This window comes from Paraburkholderia hiiakae, assembly GCF_904848665.1.
GTDB classification, from domain to species: domain Bacteria; phylum Pseudomonadota; class Gammaproteobacteria; order Burkholderiales; family Burkholderiaceae; genus Paraburkholderia; species Paraburkholderia hiiakae.
Genome location: NZ_CAJHCQ010000026.1, coordinates 95,342 through 115,750, shown reverse-complemented (window position 1 = coordinate 115,750; position 20,409 = coordinate 95,342). Strand labels below are relative to the sequence as shown.

Genomic DNA, 20,409 nt, shown 5'->3' with positions numbered 1-20,409 from the left:
CAACACCACCACTTTGGCACTCTGATGCCGTCCGGGTACAGCGAGGGCTCCGCCGTTTCTACTGCCCCTGCAACCCGACGCGAGAGGGAGGCGTCCATACCATCTCCATCAAGTCAAGTCAATCAAGTCAAGATGCGATCCTTGTCGTGGAACTGCTGCATCCAGTGTGGGTATGTTACCGCTGGTTGCGACACGCGATCGAGCCGGTCTCGCTGGGTGTCCGAAAGCACCACCCGCTGTGCGTTCAGGTTATCTTCGAGATGAGCCTCGGTGCGTGCGCCGATGATCACCGAGGTCGTTTCGCTACGTCCCAGCACCCACGCCAGCGCAACCTGTGCCGGCGTCGAATCGAGTTCCGTCGCGATCTCGCGCAATTCGAACACAATGGGGTCGGCTTTCATCGGATCGATTGGCGGGAAGTTCAGCGTCGCGCGACGCCCCATTTCCCCGCTGGCGCTTCCCGCGGTGTATTTGCCGCTCAGGTACCCGCCCGCGAGCGGACTCCACACCAGAAGCGCAACGTTATTCGCCTTTCCCACGGGCGCGATCTCGTGCTCGATGTCGCGGCTCGTCAGCGCATAGTGAACCTGATTGCTAACGACGCGAGCCCAGTGCGTGCGGGTGGTAATGCCCTGCGCCCGCTCCAGGTCGCCCGCGCTGAAGTTGCAAACGCCGATGTGCCGCACCTTGCCCTGCGTGACGAGATCGTCGAGCGCGCGCAGCGTTTCTTCAAGCGGAACGAGTGCATCGCGGTCGTGCAACTGAAACAGGTCGATATGATCCCGGCCGATACGCCGAAGACTCGTTTCCACCGATCTCATGATGTGCGAACGGCCGAGGCCCACATCATTATGTCCGGCGCCGGTGCGCAGCCGGACTTTGGTCGCGACCAGCATGCGCGACTCGTCGAGTCCAAGGTCAGCCAGCACCTGACCGACGACCGCTTCAGACTGCCCTTGCGAATAGGCGTCAGCAGTATCGATCAGGTTGATACCGTGCTCGACGGCCATCGCGACAAGTCGTGTCGCCTGGGCACGGTCGAGGCCGGCAATCTCGCCCCAGATTCCGGTACCGGCGCCAAAGGTCATGGCGCCAAGAGAGAGGCGGGAAATGCGCAGCCCTGAGCTGCCGAGTGTTCTGTATTCCATAGCGAATCCTGATGAATGGTGAGAGATTGGCACGCGGCAACGCAACATCGTGTACGCGTCACCGGGTGCGTCCGCGTTAGTCCGCCTGTGAGACGAGGCCTCGCAGAACGGTTTCCAGTTCCACTTCGCCCTTGACGATGTCGGCTTCCTCGCCTTCGAAGGTGATCCAGCCGTCATTGAACCCATCGAGCATGCGCATGCGCGGCAACGGTTCCTTCATTCCCTGGGACCGGAACAGCGCCTCCCACGTGCCACGCTGAACGACTTCCGCAACGACTGTGTGGCCAAGAATTCTGGCAAACGTGTCCGCGATGTCGATTGGCGTGACACGCCGCGGCCCCTCCAGCTCGACGACACGCACACCATGCCAGTGCTCCAGAAGCAGTTGCGCCGCGACGCGGCCGACGTCTGCCGTGGCCACCATCGGTACGGGCTTGTCGAGCGGCTGCAAAAAGCTGGGAATCGTCCCCGTATCGCGGGCCGGCGCGACATCCCACGCTGCGTTCTCCATGAACCAGCCGGGTCGCAAAAACGTAACCGGCATGGCGAGCGTGCTCAGGGCCTGTTCCATCAGCGTGCGTTGCGTGAGCAGATTGGTCTCGGTGGCCTGCGCGCCAATCGTCGACAGGCAAACCACCTTCTCCGGTGCCGCTGACTGAAGCGCGGCGCGCACGGCGTCGATGACAACGCGTGCCTCGGGAAAGCCCGGCAACGGGTCGAAGTCGGACGGCGGCAGAATGAAGACGCCCTGCGCGCCCTCGAAAGCGGCCGCAAGGGACGCCGCGTCGTCCATGCCGGCTGTCACGACTTCACACCCGCGCTCGGCCCACGAACGTGCCCGGGCGGCATCGCGTACCACCGCGCGTACCGGCTGGCCCGCTGCGAGCAACGTGCGCGCCACCGCACCGCCGACCTTCCCTGTTATCCCTGTGATTGCATACATTGCAGTTTCTCCTTGCATGGATAGATGTGTTTTGATCAGTGATGTGCGTAAAGCGAGGCGAACAGTGGGTTCGCGGAAGCCGCTCCAGCGCTGACGCGAATGCCCGAAGCGGACGAGCCGACGGGCGTACCGCCCACGCCGCTGTCGACGTTCGCCCCGGCATCGTTGCGCGAAGCCACAGCCGCTTCGGCGGCCTGAACGTCGGCGGGGTAATGCGGATCATTGGCGCGGCCGGGCCGGTAGCCCGCGCCTTCCAGTTGGACGAGCTCCGCGCGCACCTGTGCACGGGTGACGGTCGAACTGGATTCCTGAGCGTATCCAGCGGCGGGGAAGGCGATGGCGGCTGCGAGGGCCAGTGCGAGACGACGGGTATTCATGGCAATGCTCCTTTGGGTCGTGGAGTTGAAACGTCCTGTTGGGATGCATTGTGGGTAAGCGCGACGAGAAACTAAATGACATGAATGACACTTGTGAGGTGACGGATGGTTACTAATCCGTCATAGTGCGATTTTTGAAGCACTGTGCGGGGGTGCCATGGCATCGTCTAGCGTGAACCTCTCTAGCGGTATCAGCGTATTTGCTGCCGTCGTCGATGCCGGGACATTCGCAGCGGCGTCCGAATTGATGGGTATGTCGCCACCCGGGGTGAGCCGGGCCATCGCCCGACTCGAAAAGCGGCTGAAAATACGGCTCTTCAATCGGACGACCCGCGCCGTTTCCCTGACCGAAGAAGGCCGGCGGTTCTACGAGCAGGTCATGCCGCACTTGAGGGGAATGGAGGAAGCGGCCGCAGCCGCAGCAGGAGGCGGGGTGACAGTGCGGGGGAAGCTGCGAATCAATCTTGATCCGGCTTTTTTGCGCGTCGCTCTGGGCCCGAAGCTCGACGAATTCATGGATGCGCATCCTGAGCTTGAACTCGAGTTCATCGCGAGAGATCAACTCGGCGATCTCATCGTGGACGGCTTCGATCTGGCCTTGCGATTTGGCGAACCCCGCTCATCCAGTCTGATTGCGCGAAAGCTTCTGGACACCGCAGTGGTCACAGTCGCAGCGCCCTCGTACCTCGCTCGCCGGGGGCGTCCGGCGGAGCCTCAAGAACTGGGGCACGGCGTCCACAGGTGTCTAGAATTCCGGAACCCGGAAACCGGAAAGCCGTATCCGTGGGAGTTTCATCGCAAGCGCAAAAAGCTTGTTGTCGAGACGAATGGACGGCTTACGGTGAATGATCCGAGCGCACTCCTCAACGCGTGTCTGGCGGGCTCCGGCGTCGCGCAGATGCTACTGCTCGGAGCGGAGCCTCTCATTCGGGAGGGGCGGCTTGTCAATCTGTTCCCGGACTGGCCGGATGAGCGCTTCCCGCTCTATGCGTACCATCCATCGCGGCACCACACGCCGGCCAAAACAAGGGCATTTCTTGACTTTATCGTTGCTTTGACGAGTACGAGTTAGCAAATAATCCTATTGTTTGGATTCCGTATGAATTTTCAACGATGCTCGTGTCACGTGTCGCGATCGTGCCTTCACGCAGAGTGGACTACGCCGCGCCCACATGCTTGCTGCGACTGCGTATCTGTAGCAAGATCAAGTCGCCGCGTCAGAAACAAGCGACTCCCATGACAGACGATCCTGAACTCGATCCTGCTTCGGATCCCGATAAACTGAAGGGCCCAGGCGGCATGACGTTGCGACATATTCACGAACAGGTGCAGAAGTCCGTCCAACGCGACCGCGAAGCGCAGGCTGCACACAACTCACCCGCTCCGCCGCAAAGCCGGTGGCAGCGGTGGGTGCGCTATGTATGGGGCCGCAGTGGACGGCGCTAGCCTCGATTTTGAGCATCCTGCGTCACGAGATTCACCTGCGCCGGATCGTGAAAAAATTAGAATCGTCGGAGATTCCGGTCACGAGTGGTGTCCGGGGTTCGCTGCACTTCACGCAGCACACCGTTGGTGTCGAACGAGAAATGAAACATCATGGGCGTGATGTTGTTTTCCATGTAGCGATATGACCAGACTTCGCGTTGTGTGCGACGGAAGAATCCGCTTTCCGCAGGAGGCCCAAAATTCGCCCGCACGTCATCGCGAGTCCATTTGCCGATCTGCGCCTGATTGAACTCGCTAAGCTGCAGCGCCTGGCGCACATTCACAATCTTGCCCGCCGCATTGATATCGGCGACGACGTTTGTCGTGCCCATCGGCTGCGTCGGCCACATGAGCCGACGGCCACCATCCGGCAGTTCGTGAATTTCACGCGGCTGTCCCATCCGCGCGATGATCGCGGATTGATCCTCGCCACCATGAAATTGCTGCCAGGGCTGGGCGCAACCTGCCAGCATCAACGCAGCCGCAGCCACTACTACGGCACGGCGCAAACCCGTGGAGACGCCCCCGGTTCGCGTGACAGCGTCCAGAATGTGCGCGAGGTTGCCTAACATGAATTTCTGTCCAGGATTGCTGCAGCAAATCACGATCGACAAGCCCTTTGCCGAAAGGCGCGTGTTGGAACTCACGCGCCTACTGGTGCCGTGAGCGCCAACACGATAGGGAAACGGCCTCCCAACCGAGCCGCCAGGCTTACTGACGGCCACCGCGAATATTGCCGGCCACGCCGCCCGCGGCACCGCCGATAAGGGCGCCCGTCCACGCATCGCCACCGGCGATCGCCGCAATGCCCGCACCGCCGGCGGCACCGATTGCCGCACCGCTCATCGTTCCCTGTTGTCGAGGGGTCATATCCGTGCAGCCGATGATGGCAACCAGGGTTCCCATGCTTACGAACCATCCTAATCGTTTCATGATCGACATCCTCACTGGTTCTTGTTCAGACCGGGCAAGACCATTTGAAACCAGAGGGTTTCAATCACCGGATGCTGGATCATCGTGGGATTTGCGGCGTAATAGCTGTCCAGCCCTTGACGCACGGTGTCGAGCGTCTGGCCCTGCATGCCTTTTCCAAAGCGTTGCGCGATATCGTTGCTGCTCGCGCTATTGCCGACGTAGGCACGCTCGATGTCGAGCAGATTGGAGATGCCGACGAGATATGCCTTTTTCGCCTCTTCCGACGACGCCATCCACTGCTGCCCCGTGACAATGGGTATGCTCTGCGCGTGCGCGACATTGCCCATTATTGACAGAGGCAGAAGACTCAGTGCTAACAGCGTTCGCCAACGTGGTTTGATAGCCATCACTTGCTCCATGAAAGTCATCTTGTCCTGCGCGCCCTCCGCTGAGCACTGCTCATGGCGTTTGCATGAATCCTTCATTTCGATTCTGCCAATTCATACAGCCTGTTTGCTAATGATCTTCGCCTTCATCGACTAGCGACGTTGGGCACGTGGTGGCCGGCGATGCGTCATCCCATAATGCGGATAACTGATGAACATTATGGAATACGATTGGCGCACGAACGATTCAACCTGCCATCTATCCGAGGATAGGTCAGAAACTCAATTCGGCGCGTGTTTTTGATCCGTGCATTCCCGTGCTTGCATTGCAACACGCCGGATCTGAGAAAAGGTAAGGAGGCGTCGAGTTGACGCATCGAATCTGAAGTTCGATCTTGCGAGGCCCGGCCTCAAGAGGCTACTGCGCTTGCCGTATGGAATGCGGATTTGTTATTTTTATAAGGTATCCTCCTTATTTTATGCTTATCACCTGGCTACCTGTTTACGCTAAAAGCGCATCATTGATTCCACGACTCATGGTTTTGCGTCACCCTGCGTCAGCCGAATATGTCCGCCCGCATCGGGAATGTGACCATTGTTGTTAGCCGTGTTTGCTATCGGCCCACCGCCTCCTTCACGAGTGCCGTAAAGCCGTCATAGAAGCCGCGTATCACATTGCGCTCGTGCGTGAGCACCGCGAGCGGCACCGTCATCGCGGGTCGCACGCGGCGGATGTGCAGGCCCTCGCGCTGCATGCTGCGGGCCGTGATCTCGTCGACGATGGTCGCGCCGCAGCCCTCCGCCGCCATCGCGCACGCCACGTAATAGGTTTGCACCTCGATCTGCGGCTTCGGCTTCACGCCGAGCTGCGCGAAGCGCCCCGCGATGATGCGCCCGATGCTGTCGTTGGCGACGATGCCGATCAGGTCCTCTCCATGCAGCGACTCCAGCGCGAAATCCGCGCCGGCCTGCGGCCCCAGATACACCAGCTCGCATTCGCCGAGCGGCTGCGAACGCAGATCCGGAAAGGTCTCCTCGCCGTAAATCACCGCAAGATCGAGCTGGCGGCTGCGCAGCCCTGAAACCAGCGCGTCGAGATGATTGGTCTCGACCTCGCAGGTCACGGAAGGATAGCGTTCGCGAAACGCGCGTATCACGCGCGGCAGGATCGAGAGGCCCATGCTGGGCAGGCAGCCCACATGCAGCCGCCCTTCGGGATAGCGCCGCAGGTTCACGGCGAGCGCCTTGAGCTGGTCGAGGCCCTGTTGCAGCCGGTCCACTTCGACGTAAAGAATATCGGCCTCGACGGTGGGATAGAGGCGCCCCTTCACGCGCTCGAACAGCTTGAAGCCCAGCGTGCGTTCGGCGTGCTGCAACACCTTGCTCGCGGCCGGCTGCGTGACGCCCAGCAGCTTCGCGGCCTGGCTGATCGAGCCGGTCTGCCGGATCGCATGGAACACCTCGATATGGCGCAGGCGCATGGCGCATTTCCCTCTCGTTGAGTCCGCAACGTATAACACAAGGTTATGCATTGGGGTGATCTTGTGATTTGACGCCAAAATTTGTCCCTTCGACACTCAGGGCATACGTTCCCACTCATGGAGAGGCCTGTGCCCGTCACGAACCGTACTTCTCTCGTCTTGAAGGCGAGCCTTGCCGGATTTGCGCTCGTGTCGTCGCTGTACGCGCACGACGGCAGCGCCGCCACGCTGCGCCTCGGCGTGCGCGCCGACGCACTGACGCTCGACCCCATTGCTTCGAGCGACAACCCGTCCATCTGGACCGAGCTGCTGATCTACGACCAGCTCGTGCGCCCGAGCCGCGACGGCAAGCGGCTCGAACCCGGCGTGGCCGAGTCGTGGACCGTCTCGCCCGACGGCCGGGAATTCCGCTTCAAACTGCGCAGCGACGCGCGCTTTTCCGACGGCCAGCCCGTGACGGCCGCCGACGTGGTGTACTCGCTCAAGCGCGCGGCCGGGGAAAAATCGTCGTGGGCCAGCTTCTTCAAGCCGATCACGAGCTACAGCGCCGTGGACGACCACACGGTGGTGATGAAGCTCGACAAGCCCTTCACGCCGATGCTCAACAACCTCGCCATGTTCAGCGCCTCGATCCTGCCGCAGAAGCTCGTGGAGCAGCAAGGTCAGGCGTTCTTCGATCATCCCGTGGGCTCGGGGCCGTTCGTGCTCAAGAGCTGGGCGCGCGGCCAGCGCCAGGTGTTCGAGAAGAACCCGTACTACTGGGAAAAGGGCAAGCCTTCCGTGGATGGCGCGAGCGTCGAGATCGTGCCCGAGGATAACGCGCGCGTGCTGAAGCTGAAGGCCGGCGAGCTCGACGCCATTGTCGGCATTCCGTATAACCAGGTCGACGGTCTCAAGCAGGACACGAATATCGCCGTGCAAAGCGCGCCCGTGTTCAGCATCGACCTCGTGCAGCTGAACACGACGAAGCCGCCGTTCGGCGACCCGCGCGTGCGCGAGGCGCTCAACCTCGCGGTGGACAAGAGCGGCATCATCAAGGGCATTCTGCGCGGTAATGGGCGCGCAGCCACGTCGTCGCTGCCGGTGATGGCGTACAACAACACGCAGTTGCAGCCCTGGCCGCACGATGTCGCGAAGGCGAAGGCGCTGCTCGCGCAGGCCAATCTCGCCAACGGCTTCAAGACCTCGATGCTCGTGCCCGGCGGCGACACCGTGGCGCGCCAGGTGGCAAGCGCCTTGCAGGCCGAGCTGGCGCAGATCGGTGTACAGGTCGACTTGCAGACCATCGAGGCGAGCACGCAGTTCAGCACGACCAAGGCCGGCAACTATGAGATGTCGCTCAGCTACGCGACGAGCGACACCATCGACCCCGATCAGCTCACGGGCTTCACAGCGGTCAATCCCGAGCGCGCAAACGCATTTCATACGCAATGGAAGGACGAGCGCGTGAACGAACTCTATGCGCAGGAGCGCGTGACGCCCGACGGCGAGGCGCGCGGCAAGATGTTCAAGGAGATCGAGCAGCGCGTGCACGACGGCGCGCCGTTCATCTTCCTCTACACGCCCACCGAGCCCTACGCATACCGCCGCAGCGTCACGGGATTCGAGGTACTGCCGACCTCGAACTATTCGCTCAAGAACGTGGTGATGCACTGATGAGCCGCGTCCGCCCACGGTCGTTACTCCAGCGGAAAACCTCATGAAACTCGTCGCATTCTGCATGTCGCGCGTGATCCAGCTGGTGCCGGTGCTGCTCGGTATCACGGTGATCGCGTTCCTGCTGCTGCGCGCGCTGCCCGGCGACCCCGCCACGCTCATGCTCGGCAGCCGCGGCACCGCGGCCGACATCGCCAACCTCACCGCGCAACTGGGCCTCGACCGGCCGCTGTGGCAGCAGTATCTGCAGTTTCTCGCGGATATCCTGCGCGGCAGCTTCGGCCAGTCGATCGCCTATCGCAGCGCCGTCGCACCACTCATCCTCACGCGGCTCGGGCCCACGCTCGCGCTCGTGGGCGCGAGCACGCTGATGGCGCTCGCGCTCACCGTGCCACTGGCGATGCTCACGGCGCTCAAACGTGGCAGTGCCTTCGATCACGGCGTGAAACTCGTGTTCGTGGTCGCGCTCTCCATGCCGCCGTTCTGGCTCGGTATCCTGCTCGTGCTGCTGCTCTCGATCCAGTGGCCGCTCTTTCCCGTATCGGGCTATGGCGAAGGCTGGTTGAGCCACCTCTGGCACCTCGTGCTGCCCTCCGTCGTGATCGCGCTCGGCACCGCCGCGCTCACCATCAAGTCACTGCGCAGCTCGGTGATCGCGGTGCTCGGCGCGGATTTCGTCGACACGGCGCGCGCCAAAGGCTTGCGCAACGCCACCGTGCTGTGGAAGCACGTGTTCCGCAATTCGCTCATGTCGACGATCTCGGTACTCGCCGTGCACACGAGCTGGGTGATCGGCGGCACCGTCGTGATCGAGACCGTGTTCGGCATTCCGGGCCTGGGCTCGCTGCTCGTCTCCTCGATCGGCACGCGCGACTACCCGATGGTGCAGGGCCTGACCGTCGTGTTCGCGGTGCTCGTGGTCATCATCAACCTGCTGGCGGACGTCGCGTACTCGCTGATCGATCCGCGCGTGAGCCTGTCATGATGCTCGCCGCTACTTTTCGTTTCGCGCGCCGCGCCACGCGTGGCCGCAGCCTGCAAGTGGGCCTCGCCATGCTGGCCGTGCTCGTGCTTGCGGCGCTGTTCGGCCCCTCGCTCGTCGCGCATGACCCGCTCGCCGTCGATCTCGGCCAGTCGCTGCAGGCGCCCGGCGCGGGCAGTCTGCTCGGCACCGACGAGCTTGGCCGCGACGTCCTCGCGCGCGTGCTGGCGGCGTTGCGCACCGATCTCGTGGTCGTGGCGATTTGCGTGGCGCTGCCCTTCGTGATCGGCACGGCGATCGGCCTCGTATCGGGCTACTTCGGCGGCTGGGTCGATCGCGTGATCATGCGGCTCGTCGATATTCTCTGGGCGTTTCCGTTCTACGTGCTCGTCATCAGCATCGTGGGCGCGCTCGGGCCCGGCACGGGCAACATGTACCTGGCGTTCTCGCTCGTGGTGTGGATTTCGTTCGCGCGCATCGTGCGCGGCGAGGTGCTGCTCGTGCGCCGCCTCGAATACACGCAGGCCGTGCGCGTGCTCGGCTACAGCCACGCGCGCATCATGCTGCGCCACGTGCTGCCCAACGTGATTACGCCCGCCATCGTGTTCATGATGTCCGATGTCGTCCTGACGATTCTCGCCGTCACGTCGCTCGGTTTTCTCGGGCTCGGCATCCAGCCGCCCACACCCGAGCTTGGCATCATGATTTCGGAAGGCCGCACCTTCATTCAGGACGGCTGGTGGATTTCCGTGTTCCCCGGGCTTGCGATCGTCTATATCGGCATGACGTTCACGCTGATCGGCGACGGGCTCGACGACCTGCTGAGGCCCAAGCGATGACGCCCCAGACCACGATGACCGAAACACCGCTGCTGGAGGTGCGCGACCTGCGCGTGAGCTTCGGCGACGCGCAACGCACAGTCGCCGCCGTGGACGGCGTGAGCTTCAGCGTGCGGCCCGGCGAGATATTCGGCCTGGTAGGCGAATCGGGCAGCGGCAAGAGTGTGACGTGCCGCTCGCTCGTGCAGCTCTTCGGCGGCGCGCGGCCCTTGCGCACAGAGGGGTCGTTGCGCTTTGGCGGGCGCGAACTGGTGGGCGCGCCGGAGCGCACGCTCGACGACGTGCGCGGCCGCGAGATCGCGATGATCTTCCAGGACCCGATGACGGCGCTCAACCCCACCATGCGCGTGGGCGCACAGATCGAGGAAGGCCTGCGCCGCCACTGGAAGCTCACCGCGCGCCAGGCACGCGCACAGGCCATCGACCTGCTGAAGTCGGTGGGCGTGACCGCGCCCGAGCGGCGCATTCACGACTACCCGCACGCGCTGAGCGGCGGCATGCGCCAGCGCGTGGTGATCGCCATCGCGCTGGCCTGCCGCCCCAAACTCCTGATCGCCGACGAGCCCACCACGGCACTCGACGTGACGATCCAGGACCAGATCCTCAAGCTCGTCGTGCAGTTGCGCGACGAAACCGGCATGGCCGTGCTGCTCGTCACGCACGATCTGGGCGTGGTCGCGCAAACCTGCGATCAGGTGGCCGTGATGTACGCGGGCCGTATCGTCGAGCGCGCCGAGACCGTCGAACTCTTCGAGCGCCCTTCGCACCCGTACACGCGCGCGCTGCTCAATGCGCTGCCCGCGCATGCACGGCGCGCCGGGCGCCTCGAACCCATCGCGGGTGCGCCGCCCGATCTCGGCGCGCCGCCACCCGGCTGCCGGTTCCACCCGCGCTGCACACATGCGGTGCCCGCCTGCGCGGCTGCGCAACCGCCTTTCGTGGGCGTGGCGCAGGGACATACGAGCGCCTGCATCCGCATCGAGGAAATCACATGACCACGAGTGTTCCATCGTCCAACGCGGCCGCGCTTGCGCCCTTGCTCGAGTGCCGCGACATCAGCGTGACGTTTCGCCAGCCGCGCACCGCGCGCGACCTCCTGAGCGCGCGCAAGCCGCTGAAGCTGCACGCGCTGCGCAACGTCTCGCTCGCCGTGAAGCCCGGTGAAATTCTCGGCGTGGTGGGCGAATCGGGCTGCGGCAAGAGCACGTTGGGCCGCACGATCGCGGGGCTGCAATCGCCCGATTCCGGCGAGCTGCGCTGGGAAGGCCTTACGCTCGCGGCGGGCGGCGACCGCAAGGCCCGCGCGCGCAATATCCAGATGGTGTTTCAAGACCCATACGCATCGCTCAATCCGCGCATGACGCTCGGCCAGATGCTCGACGAAGTGCTGCTCGTGCACGGTCTCGCCGCGAACGCCGCCGAGCGCCGTGAACGCGTGGACGAACTGCTGCTCATGGTGGGCCTCGCGCCGCAATTGAAAGACCGTATGCCGCACGCGATCAGCGGCGGGCAACGCCAGCGCGTGAGCATTGCGCGTGCGCTCGCGGTCGAGCCCCGCCTGTTGATCGCCGACGAACCCGTTTCCGCGCTCGACGCCTCCGTGCAGGCACAGATCATCAATCTGCTCGAAGACCTGCGCGCGAAGCTCGGGATCGCGATCCTGTTCGTGGCGCACGACCTGAACGTCGTGCGTCATATCAGCGACCGCGTGACGGTGATGTATCTGGGCGAAGTGCTCGAATCCGCGCGCGCCGACGCGCTCTTCGAAGCGCCGCGCCATCCCTACACGCACGGCCTGCTCGAAGCGATTCCGCTGCCCGACCCGAAACGGCGCAAGCGCACGCCCGGCGTGACGGGCGAGTTGCCCGATCCGCTCCATCCGCCCACGGGGTGCAGCTTCTCTTCGCGCTGCCCGCAGGCTGTCGAAGCCTGCAAGGCCGCGCGCCCCGCGCTCGAAGCAGGCGCCGAACACAGTGAGCACGGTGGGCTTCACGAAGTCCGCTGCATCCGGCCGCTTTCCTCCACCGGCGCAGCGCTCGCGCCGGTCCATCTGCATCGTCCTTCCTGAACCGCCCTATGTTCTTCGAACGCACCCCTACTCTCGACGCGCTCGGTGAAACCCTCGTGCGCGACGCCGTGCAGCGCTTTTCCGGCGCCGGACTCGCGGCGGACCACTTCGCGCTCACGCTGCTCGTGCATCCTCACGACGGCGCCGGCCGCGTAGCGCCGCTCGCGTGGCGCGGCTACGCCTGGCGCGGCGACGTGCCGTTCTACCCCTGCAGCGTCGTGAAGATCTTCATCATGGCGGCCATCGAAGCAGCGCTTGCCGAAGGCACGCTGCGCGGTTCGCCGGAGATCGAGCGCGCCATGCGCGACATGATCCGGTGGTCGAGCAACACCGCTACCAACTATCTGATCGACCATTACACCCGCACCACGGGCGACATCGAGCTGGCGCCCGACGCCATGGCGCAGTGGGCCGCCGACCGCGACGGCATCAACGTTTGGCTCACGTCGTTAGGACTGCCAGAGTTCGCAGGCATCAACATCACGCAAAAACTCATGGACGACGACCGCTATGGCCGCGAAGCCGAGTTCGTGAAATGGCGCGGTGAGAACCACCATAACCGCCTCACGTCGAACGCCGCCGCCTCGATGCTCGCGCGCATCCTGGACGGCGCGATGGTGAATCCCGCAGCCGCCGCGCGCATGGCCGAGCGCCTGCTGCGCCCGCGCGACGCCGCGTTCGCCGCCACGCCGGGGGCGCAGGTGCGTGGCTATCTTGCCGAGCGGCTGCCAGAAAACGTCACGGCATGGTCCAAAGCGGGCTGGACCGGCTGGACGCGCGACCCGCTCGCGAGCTACCGCCGCCACGACGCGCTGCACGTGGCGACGCCCGAGGGCCTACGCTATACGCTCGCGGTGTTCACCGAAGGCGAAGCCGTTTCCGCCAACGAAACCGTGCTACCCGGCATCGGGGAGATGGCTTTCCAGGCGCTCAGCCAGGCGAGCCCCAACGGTCTTTCGACCGAGCCTTGATACGAGGCGCGCAGCATGGAACTGAAATGGCTGGAAGATTTCGTCAGTCTCGCCAATACGCTCAGCTTTTCGCGCTCGGCGCAGGAGCGTTGCGTCACCCAGTCCACTTTCAGCCGGCGCATCAAACAGCTCGAGCAGTGGCTGGGCACGACGCTCGTGAGTCGCGTGAGCTTTCCGGCCGAACTCACGCGCGACGGCCGTCTTTTTCTCCCGGTCGCGCGCGAAACGATCGGCACGTTCTACGCCACACGCCGGCTTTTCGATGCGCGCACGCACGATGTCCGGCCGACGCTCACGTTCTCCGCCTTGCACACGCTCGCCATCACGTTCTTTCCCGCGTGGCTGTGCGAGGTGTCGGCAAAGATCAGTGCGTTTTATCCGCGTCTGTGTCCAGATCACGGCGGTATCGAAGACAACATCAATACGCTCGTCGAAGGCGAGGTCGATTTCCTCCTGACCTACGCGCATGATTCCGTGCCAATGCTACTGGACCACACGCGTTTCCCTCGACACGTGCTCGGCACGGAACAGGTCGTCCCTGTTTGTGCGTCGCCCACCCGTGAGCGCCTGCTCGATCACGCCATCGGCGCGCAAGAACCGCTCGACTGCCTGAGCTACGGCCCAGACTCGTTTTTCGGCGTCGCGCTCGCGAAGCTCTTTCGTGAGCGGCCCGCGTTCGAACGCAACGCCATGTACGAGAACACCATCGCAGTTGGCTTGAAAGCGATGGCGCTAGCGGGCTGGGGCGTCGCGTGGCTACCCGAATCGCTGATTCGCGACGAACTGGCCGCTGGCGCGCTCTCGCCTGCCAGCGATGATCCCGCGTGGCGGTTTACCGTCGATATCTGCATCTACCGGAATGCCGAGGCAACCAGGCCGATCGTCGACGAATTCTGGGCGGCACTGCTTCCGGCGGGTTAGCGCGAGCGCCTTTGCCATTGCCTTGTTTTACCTGGTAGTGCCGATGATCGACCGTGCGCTAGCGGGCACCGATTCCGCCGAGAGCTGCCCTTCGATCCAGCGTGCGGCCGCCAGCAGGGGTTCATCGCGACCGCGCGCTGCGCTGACGAGCAGGCCCACGGGCCAGCGCCCGCGCGCGAAACCGCAGCGCATGCTGAGCGACGGCTGCCCACTGAGGTTGAACAGCGCGGCATTGCGCGAGGCGAGGTGATCGTAGTCGGACGGAATCGCGTCGAGGGAGGCCGGCAGCGTTTGCGCCGAGGCGCTCACCAGCACGTCGAAGTCTGCCGCGAGCCGCTCCATGTGTTCGATGAAGCGCGCGCGCCGTTCCAGCGCGTCGCGCCATGCGCCCGGCTCTATGGCCGCCTTGCGCATGAGCTTGGTGTGCAATTCGGCGCTGAAGCACTCCGGCTGCGCCGCGAACGGCGTGGCCAATGTCTGCCACGCCTCGTGAAAAAGCAGGTCCGTGAGTTCGTCGGCTTCGGCCCACCAGGGGCTTCCACACGCGACGAGCGTCGCGCCCGCGCGTTCGAGCTTCATGAGCGCGTCCTCGACGGTTCGGGCGATGTCGGGCTCGGCATCGGCGAAACCGCTGGCGAGCACGCCGATACGCGGCACTCGCTGAAGCTTGATGTCGGCAGACGCATGCGCACCGAGCGCACGCCACATCGCTTCGCTGTCGCCGATACCGCGCGTGAACCATCCCACGTGATCGAGGGACGGCACGAGTGGCAAGACGCCCGTCGTGCTGATGGCATGCTGCGTCGGTTTGAATCCCGTCACGCCGCAGCAGTGCGCGGGATAGCGAATCGAGCACGCGGTATCCGTGCCGAGCGCCGCGAACGCGAGTCCGGCCGCCACCGCGACCGCCGAGCCGCTACTGGAGCCGCCGGGGTCGAGGCGTTGCCCCCAGGGATTGACGGTGTCGCCGAAAAACGCGTTGAGGCCGGTGGTGCCGTACGCCAGTTCGTGCATCGCCGTTTTGCCCAGCAGAACCGCGCCCGCGGCTCGCAGGCGCGCCACCACGTCCGCGTCGTGGGCGGGCACTGCGTCGGGCCGCAGCGCCGCGCCCGCGGTCATGCGCACGCCCGCCACGGCGATGTTGTCTTTCACCGCGAGCGGGATGCCGTGCAACGGCCCACGCCAGTGTCCCGCTGCGCTTTGCGCATCGGCCTCGCGGGCGGCGGCGAGCGCTTCGTCGGCGGTGACGGTCAAATACGCGTTGAGACGGGGATTGACCGACGCGATACGATCGAGCAGCGCGCGCGTGAGGGCCGTCGACGTGATCTCGCGGCGTTTCAGGCGCGCGGCGACGCTCATGAGCGATTCGAAGTGCAGGCTAGGCATGGCGATCCTGCGCGTCGAGCAGCGCCCCGAGTGCGGGTCGCGCGTGACCCGCGCGACCCTCGAATGCCGTGGCGGCGAAGAGCGCGTTGAGCACGGCTTCCGTGGTCGCTTCGGCGGCGGCCTGGAACAGCAGGTCGATGCGCGCCTCGTTGAGCCGCTGCGTCGGCACGAAATCGCGCGTCTCGTCATGATCGAATTCCACGGCTGTCGAAAAGCCCAGTGCGATGTCGCCGCTGCCGTGCCCCCAGAAAGCGCCGAGGCGCGCGAGCCCCGCGCCGCAGCGCCGGGTCACGCGCAGCAACTGGCGATAATCAAGCGCGATGTCGGTCGCCATCACCACGATCACGGAGCCCTTCTCCGTCGCGTCACCCGTGGCGCGATCGTGATCGGGGTGCGGCACGCGCGCACCGCCCGGCAGCACGAGATCGCCCGGCCGGCCAAAGTTCGTGAGCGCGATGATCCCGAGGTGCCGTGTTTGCCCGCCCAGCAAGAGTTGCCGCGAGGCACTGCCGATGCCACCCTTGAAGCCGAAGCAGACCATGCCCGTGCCCGCTCCAACGCTGCCTTCTTCGACCGCCCCCGCGCGCGCCGCGCGCAGCGCTTCTTTCGCGTGCGCCTCGGTTACGGCCATCGCCTGAATGTCGCTCAAGAGGCCATCGTTGCATTCGCAGACGACAGGATTGACCGTCGCCGTGGTACGTCCAATATCGGGATTCGCCTCAACGGCCTCACGGATCAGCGCTTCCGCGCAAGCCGCCACCGAAAACGTATTGGTAAGCAGCACCGGCGTTTCGAGCACGCCCAGTTCGTCGATCTGCACGAGCCCCACGCTCTTGCCGAAGCCGTTGATCACGTGCGATGCGGCAAGCACCCCGCGCCGATAGAGATTGCCGTCGTGCGGCACGATCGCCGTCACGCCCGTGTTGATTTCGCCTTCCCGCAGCGTGCGGTGCCCCACGCGCACGCCCGGCACGTCGGTGATCGCGTTGAGGCGTCCGGGCGGCAGCGTCCCGCAAACCAAGCCCCTTTCTCTTGCTCCCCATCCCATCGCGTTGCTCCTTTGACGCCTTTGGCGGGTCAGAGCCGCCCTGCCCTGACGATGCTGCGCAAAAACGCGCGCGTTTTCTCACCCTCGGGCGCGTCGAATAGCTGTCGCGGCGGTCCCGACTCGTAGACTACGCCACCCTGCAGAAAGCACACCTTGTCGGCGACTTCACGCGCGAAGCCCATCTCGTGCGTGGCGAGCACCATCGTCATGCCTTTGGCCGCCAGGTCGCGCACGATGTCGAGCACCTCGGAAACGAGCTCCGGGTCGAGTGCCGACGTGATTTCGTCGAGCAGCAACACCGTCGGGTCCATCATGAGCGCGCGCACGATCGCGACGCGCTGCTGCTGCCCGCCGGAAAGACGGTCGGGGAACTCCTGCGCTTTGTGCGCGAGCCCGATACGCGCAAGCAAGGTCATGCCCGCCTCCCGTGCAGCGTACTGCGCCATGCCGAGCACCTGGATCGGCCCGAGCGTGACGTTATCGAGCACGCTCATGTGCGGAAAGAGGTTGTACGCCTGAAACACGATGCCGACTTCGCGCCGCAGCATGTCGAGATTGACGCCGCGCCCGTCGACACGATCGCCATGCAAGCGGATCTGGCCGCCGTCGATGGTCTCGAGCTGGTTGATACAGCGCAGCAGCGTGGACTTGCCGCAACCCGAAGGGCCGATCAGACAGACGACCTGGTGCGCGTCGACGTCGAGCGAAAGGCCCGCAAGCACTTCGGTCGCGCCATAGCGCTTCTTGACGTTGTCGATTTCGATCAGCTTCATGGCGTCCCCTCAGCGGCCCGCGCGCATGCGGCGGCGGTCGCGCTCGATCAACCGATCGACGAAACGCGCCTGCGGAATCGTGGCGAGCACGAAGATGATCGCCACCGTCGTCACGGCCGAAAGATTGAAATAGTTGCTCGCGATGATCTTCGACTGATTGAAGGCGTCGATGGTGCCGATGATCGCGACGAGCGCGGTGTCCTTTTGCAGGCTGATCATGTTGTTCAGCAGCGGGGGCACGATGCCGCGCACGGCGAGCGGCACGGTCACGAAGCGCAGCGTCTTCAGATACGACAGCCCCAGCGAGCGCGCCGCCGAAATCTGGCTGGGATGCACCGATTCGATGCCCGCGCGATAAATCTCGGCGGTATACGCGCCATACGTGAGCGTGAGAGCGAGAATGGCATACGTATTCGAAGAAAGATCGCGCAGCACCGGCAAGTCGGTGAGCGGCAGGCCAAAGCCGATCAGATAGATGTTGATGATGACGGGCAGCCCGCGAAACAGGTCGCAATAGGCGATGGCGAGTGCGCGGATCGGCCTGCCAGCGCGGCCCGGCAAGGTCCGCGCGATGGCGATGGCAAGCGCCCATACGAGAATGCACACCGCCGAGACCGCGAAGATTTCGAGGTTCGTCACGAACGCGAGCAGAATGGCCTTCGACGATCGCACGATGAGACTGACATCGAAAAACGTGCGGCTCACCGCGGCGTCGTTGGCCACGAGCAGCCACGCGAACGCACAGGCCCCGGCCAGCGCGGCGGAATACGCAAACGACTGCCACGACGCATCGGAAGCTTCGGCGCCGCACGTGCGCGCAGCGTAAATATCGCTGCTGCGGCCGGCGCGTATCGACAGCAACACGCCTTGAATCGCCTTGCATCCGAAAGCGAACGCGACGCCGCACGCCAGCGCCGCGCCTGCGATGACCGCAAGCGGCTTCCAGCCCGCGGCCACCGCGACGAGCGTAACGTGATGCGCGGTCAGCGCAACGAGCACGAACACCAGCACGGCCACGGCGAACGCGAGCCAGCCCCGGCCGCGATACACGCGCAGCCGGTGCATCGCATGCCAGGACCGCGCGCGATCACGCGAGAAGGTGGATTCGGTAGCGTCCATGTCGGCGTCCCGTCGGTCGGTCAGGGTTCTCAGGGTTTCCAGAAAGCCACCGATGCGGGCGAGCGGCCCCATTGCGGCACGAGATAGGCGGCTTCGAGCTTCTTGAGCGTGCCGTCGTTCTTCAGATCGGTCATGACCTTGTCGATCGTCGCCTTGTTCGCCGAGCCTTTCGGATACACGCCGGCCGTTTCCTGCCCTGACACATACTGCCCGACGATGTCGAGCTTGCCGTGAGCGTTGGCGACCTGGCCGAGCACGATTGTCGTGTCGGTCAGCACCGCGTCCACTTTGCCCGCCACGAGCGCGGTGAACATCGACGACGTATCGGGGAACACCTGCACATCGGTCGCCTTGATCTTCTCGGGCACGAACTGCACGAGCGTCGTGCCGGCCTGCACGCCAATGCGGCTGGTTTTGATCGACTGCTCGGTGACGGGGTCCTTCTTGCGCGACGCCACGCCGAAGTCCGATTGCTGATACGGCACTGAAAAGTCGACGACTTTCTTGCGCGGCTCCGTCACCGAGACTTGCGCGAGCGCGATGTCGTAATCTTTGGTTTGCCCTGCCACAATCGAGTCGAACGTCACATTGACGAGCTTGAGTTTGTCGAGGCCCAGGCGATGCGCAATGTTCGCGGCCATGCAGAACTCGAAGCCGTCCTTGATCGTGTCGGGCGTGTCACCGTTGAAGTCACCCACGGCCGGCAGGTTGATTTCCACCGTGAGCTGGCCGGGAATCGCGGGTTTGATCTTATCCGTGCCTTTCGCGCCGGTGATCGGGCAATCGCCATACGAAGCGTCGGCGAGCGCGGGCGCCGCGGCCATTGCCGTGCTGCCTGCTACGAGTGCGGCCGCGAGCAGCCGGCCCAGATTGCGGGTTGGTTTCATGGGTATCCCCTGCCGTGACTGAAGTTGGATGACGGTGCCTTGCGCGAATGAAACGGAAGCTAGAAGAGAGCCGGGCCGCGCATCGCCAGCTCCAGGTAAATCTGTTGCAGACGCATCGTCAATGCGCCGGGACGACCGTTGCCGATAGCCATGTCCTCGACGCGCACAACAGGTGTGACGATGCTCGACGCACTCGTGAGAAAGACTTCACGCGCGACCTGGGCTTCGGCAACGGTAAAAAGCCGCTCTTCCACGTGCAGCCCTGCATCGCTCGCGATCTGCAAAATGGCCGCTTTCGTGCAGCCGGGCAACACGCTATGTGAATTCGGACGCGAGACCAGCACGCCGTCCGCGTTGACGATATACGCCGTCGACGATGCCCCTTCGGTGACGTACCCATCTTCTACGAGCCAGGCTTCCTGGCATCCGCGCGCTTTGACTGCGTTTTTGGCAAGCACCTGGGCGAGCAGCATCACCGACTTGATGTCACGCCGCGCCCAGCGCTGGTCGGCCACCACGCCCACGGCAATGCCATCGCGCGCCGACACCGCGTTTGTGATGCGCTTTTGCTGCGTGAAGCCGACAAACGTCGGCACGAGTGCCGGTGAGAATGTGAACTCGCGCTCGGCGACGCCTCTCGTCACCTGGAGATAGACGACCCCCTCCTCGATCCTGTTACGGCGCACCAGTTCAGCCTGAACTTCGGCTATTGCGCGGCATTCCAGAGGCATGGGAATGCCGATTTCGCCGAGAGAACGTTCGAGCCGCGCCAAATGGAGGTCGTTGTCGACCAGCCTGCGGCCGATGACGGCGCTGACTTCATACACGCCATCGCCAAACAGAAAGCCTCGGTCGAATAGTGAAATGCGTGCCTCGGCTTCTGCAACGAAGCGATCATTGAGGTAGATCTGGCGTGTCACCCGTGTGTCTCCCAGCGATTGCGTCGAATGGATTCTGATGGGAAGAAAAGGGCGTGGCCAATTGAATTTTTGGCACGCGTGATGCGAAAGGTGCATAGGGCTGG

Annotated in this window: 21 protein-coding genes; 8 read left to right on the top strand and 13 right to left on the bottom strand. The window is 64.2% G+C overall.

What is annotated here, in order from left to right; all coding sequences use genetic code 11:
* Nucleotides 1–122 precede the first annotated feature (122 nt).
* The 3 genes from JMY28_RS33995 to JMY28_RS33985 all read right to left on the bottom strand — a co-directional run bounded on the left by JMY28_RS33995 (nt 123) and on the right by JMY28_RS33985 (nt 2,468).
* Nucleotides 123–1,148 (bottom strand): aldo/keto reductase, encoded by a 1,026-nt coding sequence (locus JMY28_RS33995; RefSeq protein WP_201700263.1) that lies wholly within the window; start codon nt 1,146–1,148, stop codon nt 123–125.
* A gap of 76 nt (nt 1,149–1,224) precedes the next feature.
* Complete coding sequence (locus tag JMY28_RS33990) at nt 1,225–2,091, bottom strand: NmrA family NAD(P)-binding protein (RefSeq protein WP_201700262.1); 867 nt, start codon at nt 2,089–2,091, stop codon at nt 1,225–1,227.
* 35 nt (nt 2,092–2,126) lie between these two features.
* Nucleotides 2,127–2,468 carry a DUF4148 domain-containing protein gene (locus tag JMY28_RS33985; RefSeq protein WP_201700261.1) on the bottom strand — a complete coding sequence of 114 codons (342 nt, stop codon included), beginning with the start codon at nt 2,466–2,468 and terminating at the stop codon, nt 2,127–2,129.
* A gap of 157 nt (nt 2,469–2,625) precedes the next feature.
* Between JMY28_RS33985 and JMY28_RS33980 the strand changes: the two genes are divergently transcribed.
* Entirely contained in the window at nt 2,626–3,540 is a 915-nt protein-coding gene (locus JMY28_RS33980) for a LysR family transcriptional regulator (protein WP_201700260.1), read from the top strand.
* A 430-nt stretch (nt 3,541–3,970) separates the two neighbouring features.
* Here JMY28_RS33980 and JMY28_RS33975 read toward each other — a convergent pair whose 3' ends face one another.
* The 4 genes from JMY28_RS33975 to JMY28_RS33960 form a co-directional block, all read right to left on the bottom strand.
* A complete protein-coding gene (locus JMY28_RS33975; RefSeq protein ID WP_201700275.1) occupies nt 3,971–4,426 on the bottom strand; it encodes a hypothetical protein in 456 nt (151 codons plus the stop codon).
* A gap of 238 nt (nt 4,427–4,664) precedes the next feature.
* Nucleotides 4,665–4,886 (bottom strand): hypothetical protein, encoded by a 222-nt coding sequence (locus JMY28_RS33970; protein ID WP_201700274.1) that lies wholly within the window; start codon nt 4,884–4,886, stop codon nt 4,665–4,667.
* Nucleotides 4,887–4,897: 11 nt separating this feature from the next.
* Nucleotides 4,898–5,275 carry a hypothetical protein gene (locus tag JMY28_RS33965; RefSeq protein ID WP_201700259.1) on the bottom strand — a complete coding sequence of 126 codons (378 nt, stop codon included), beginning with the start codon at nt 5,273–5,275 and terminating at the stop codon, nt 4,898–4,900.
* A gap of 593 nt (nt 5,276–5,868) precedes the next feature.
* Nucleotides 5,869–6,735 carry a LysR substrate-binding domain-containing protein gene (locus JMY28_RS33960; RefSeq protein WP_201700258.1) on the bottom strand — a complete coding sequence of 289 codons (867 nt, stop codon included), beginning with the start codon at nt 6,733–6,735 and terminating at the stop codon, nt 5,869–5,871.
* Between the two features lie 129 nt (nt 6,736–6,864).
* Between JMY28_RS33960 and JMY28_RS33955 the strand changes: the two genes are divergently transcribed.
* The 7 genes from JMY28_RS33955 to JMY28_RS33925 are packed head-to-tail and all read left to right on the top strand — an operon-like array spanning nt 6,865 to nt 14,172.
* Nucleotides 6,865–8,391, top strand: a complete 1,527-nt coding sequence (locus JMY28_RS33955; protein ID WP_236597169.1) for an ABC transporter substrate-binding protein — start codon at nt 6,865–6,867, stop codon at nt 8,389–8,391.
* Between the two features lie 43 nt (nt 8,392–8,434).
* Nucleotides 8,435–9,376, top strand: a complete 942-nt coding sequence (locus tag JMY28_RS33950) for an ABC transporter permease (protein ID WP_201700256.1) — start codon at nt 8,435–8,437, stop codon at nt 9,374–9,376.
* Nucleotides 9,373–10,212, top strand: coding sequence for an ABC transporter permease (locus JMY28_RS33945; RefSeq protein ID WP_201700255.1), 840 nt, complete (start codon nt 9,373–9,375; stop codon nt 10,210–10,212). Before JMY28_RS33950 ends, JMY28_RS33945 begins: the two co-directional genes overlap by 4 nt.
* Entirely contained in the window at nt 10,209–11,207 is a 999-nt protein-coding gene (locus JMY28_RS33940) for an ABC transporter ATP-binding protein (protein WP_236597168.1), read from the top strand. The genes JMY28_RS33945 and JMY28_RS33940 overlap by 4 nt, the downstream gene beginning before the upstream one ends.
* Nucleotides 11,204–12,280, top strand: a complete 1,077-nt coding sequence (locus JMY28_RS33935) for an ABC transporter ATP-binding protein (RefSeq protein ID WP_201700254.1) — start codon at nt 11,204–11,206, stop codon at nt 12,278–12,280. Before JMY28_RS33940 ends, JMY28_RS33935 begins: the two co-directional genes overlap by 4 nt.
* Nucleotides 12,281–12,288: 8 nt before the next feature.
* The gene (locus JMY28_RS33930) at nt 12,289–13,251 is read left to right on the top strand and encodes a serine hydrolase (RefSeq protein ID WP_201700253.1); all 963 of its coding nucleotides are present in this window, start codon (nt 12,289–12,291) and stop codon (nt 13,249–13,251) included.
* Nucleotides 13,252–13,266: 15 nt separating this feature from the next.
* Nucleotides 13,267–14,172, top strand: a complete 906-nt coding sequence (locus tag JMY28_RS33925) for a LysR family transcriptional regulator (RefSeq protein WP_201700252.1) — start codon at nt 13,267–13,269, stop codon at nt 14,170–14,172.
* A 27-nt stretch (nt 14,173–14,199) separates the two neighbouring features.
* Here the strand turns inward: JMY28_RS33925 and JMY28_RS33920 are convergent, their stop codons facing one another.
* The 6 genes from JMY28_RS33920 to JMY28_RS33895 are packed head-to-tail and all read right to left on the bottom strand — an operon-like array spanning nt 14,200 to nt 20,305.
* Complete coding sequence (locus JMY28_RS33920) at nt 14,200–15,558, bottom strand: amidase (RefSeq protein WP_201700251.1); 1,359 nt, start codon at nt 15,556–15,558, stop codon at nt 14,200–14,202.
* Nucleotides 15,551–16,606, bottom strand: coding sequence for a DmpA family aminopeptidase (locus tag JMY28_RS33915; protein ID WP_201700250.1), 1,056 nt, complete (start codon nt 16,604–16,606; stop codon nt 15,551–15,553). The genes JMY28_RS33920 and JMY28_RS33915 overlap by 8 nt, the downstream gene beginning before the upstream one ends.
* A 29-nt stretch (nt 16,607–16,635) precedes the next feature.
* The gene (locus JMY28_RS33910) at nt 16,636–17,373 is read right to left on the bottom strand and encodes an amino acid ABC transporter ATP-binding protein (RefSeq protein ID WP_201700272.1); all 738 of its coding nucleotides are present in this window, start codon (nt 17,371–17,373) and stop codon (nt 16,636–16,638) included.
* A 15-nt stretch (nt 17,374–17,388) separates the two neighbouring features.
* Nucleotides 17,389–18,498, bottom strand: coding sequence for an amino acid ABC transporter permease (locus tag JMY28_RS33905; RefSeq protein ID WP_201700249.1), 1,110 nt, complete (start codon nt 18,496–18,498; stop codon nt 17,389–17,391).
* A gap of 29 nt (nt 18,499–18,527) precedes the next feature.
* Nucleotides 18,528–19,385: an ABC transporter substrate-binding protein gene (locus tag JMY28_RS33900; RefSeq protein ID WP_201700248.1), complete on the bottom strand. Its 858-nt coding sequence runs from the start codon at nt 19,383–19,385 to the stop codon at nt 18,528–18,530.
* Between the two features lie 59 nt (nt 19,386–19,444).
* On the bottom strand, nt 19,445–20,305 hold the full coding sequence (locus JMY28_RS33895) for a D-amino-acid transaminase (RefSeq protein ID WP_201700271.1): 861 nt from the start codon (nt 20,303–20,305) through the stop codon (nt 19,445–19,447).
* Nucleotides 20,306–20,409 lie beyond the last annotated feature (104 nt).

Coding starts and splice junctions, on each gene's coding strand:
- JMY28_RS33995 (WP_201700263.1), bottom strand. CDS start 1,148: ATGGAATACAGAACACTCGGCAGCTCAGGGCTGCGCATTTCCCGCCTC.
- JMY28_RS33990 (WP_201700262.1), bottom strand. CDS start 2,091: ATGTATGCAATCACAGGGATAACAGGGAAGGTCGGCGGTGCGGTGGCG.
- JMY28_RS33985 (WP_201700261.1), bottom strand. CDS start 2,468: ATGAATACCCGTCGTCTCGCACTGGCCCTCGCAGCCGCCATCGCCTTC.
- JMY28_RS33980 (WP_201700260.1), top strand. CDS start 2,626: ATGGCATCGTCTAGCGTGAACCTCTCTAGCGGTATCAGCGTATTTGCT.
- JMY28_RS33975 (WP_201700275.1), bottom strand. CDS start 4,426: ATGCTGGCAGGTTGCGCCCAGCCCTGGCAGCAATTTCATGGTGGCGAG.
- JMY28_RS33970 (WP_201700274.1), bottom strand. CDS start 4,886: ATGAAACGATTAGGATGGTTCGTAAGCATGGGAACCCTGGTTGCCATC.
- JMY28_RS33965 (WP_201700259.1), bottom strand. CDS start 5,275: ATGGCTATCAAACCACGTTGGCGAACGCTGTTAGCACTGAGTCTTCTG.
- JMY28_RS33960 (WP_201700258.1), bottom strand. CDS start 6,735: ATGCGCCTGCGCCATATCGAGGTGTTCCATGCGATCCGGCAGACCGGC.
- JMY28_RS33950 (WP_201700256.1), top strand. CDS start 8,435: ATGAAACTCGTCGCATTCTGCATGTCGCGCGTGATCCAGCTGGTGCCG.
- JMY28_RS33945 (WP_201700255.1), top strand. CDS start 9,373: ATGATGCTCGCCGCTACTTTTCGTTTCGCGCGCCGCGCCACGCGTGGC.
- JMY28_RS33940 (WP_236597168.1), top strand. CDS start 10,209: ATGACGCCCCAGACCACGATGACCGAAACACCGCTGCTGGAGGTGCGC.
- JMY28_RS33935 (WP_201700254.1), top strand. CDS start 11,204: ATGACCACGAGTGTTCCATCGTCCAACGCGGCCGCGCTTGCGCCCTTG.
- JMY28_RS33930 (WP_201700253.1), top strand. CDS start 12,289: ATGTTCTTCGAACGCACCCCTACTCTCGACGCGCTCGGTGAAACCCTC.
- JMY28_RS33925 (WP_201700252.1), top strand. CDS start 13,267: ATGGAACTGAAATGGCTGGAAGATTTCGTCAGTCTCGCCAATACGCTC.
- JMY28_RS33920 (WP_201700251.1), bottom strand. CDS start 15,558: ATGCCTAGCCTGCACTTCGAATCGCTCATGAGCGTCGCCGCGCGCCTG.
- JMY28_RS33915 (WP_201700250.1), bottom strand. CDS start 16,606: ATGGGATGGGGAGCAAGAGAAAGGGGCTTGGTTTGCGGGACGCTGCCG.
- JMY28_RS33905 (WP_201700249.1), bottom strand. CDS start 18,498: ATGGACGCTACCGAATCCACCTTCTCGCGTGATCGCGCGCGGTCCTGG.
- JMY28_RS33900 (WP_201700248.1), bottom strand. CDS start 19,385: ATGAAACCAACCCGCAATCTGGGCCGGCTGCTCGCGGCCGCACTCGTA.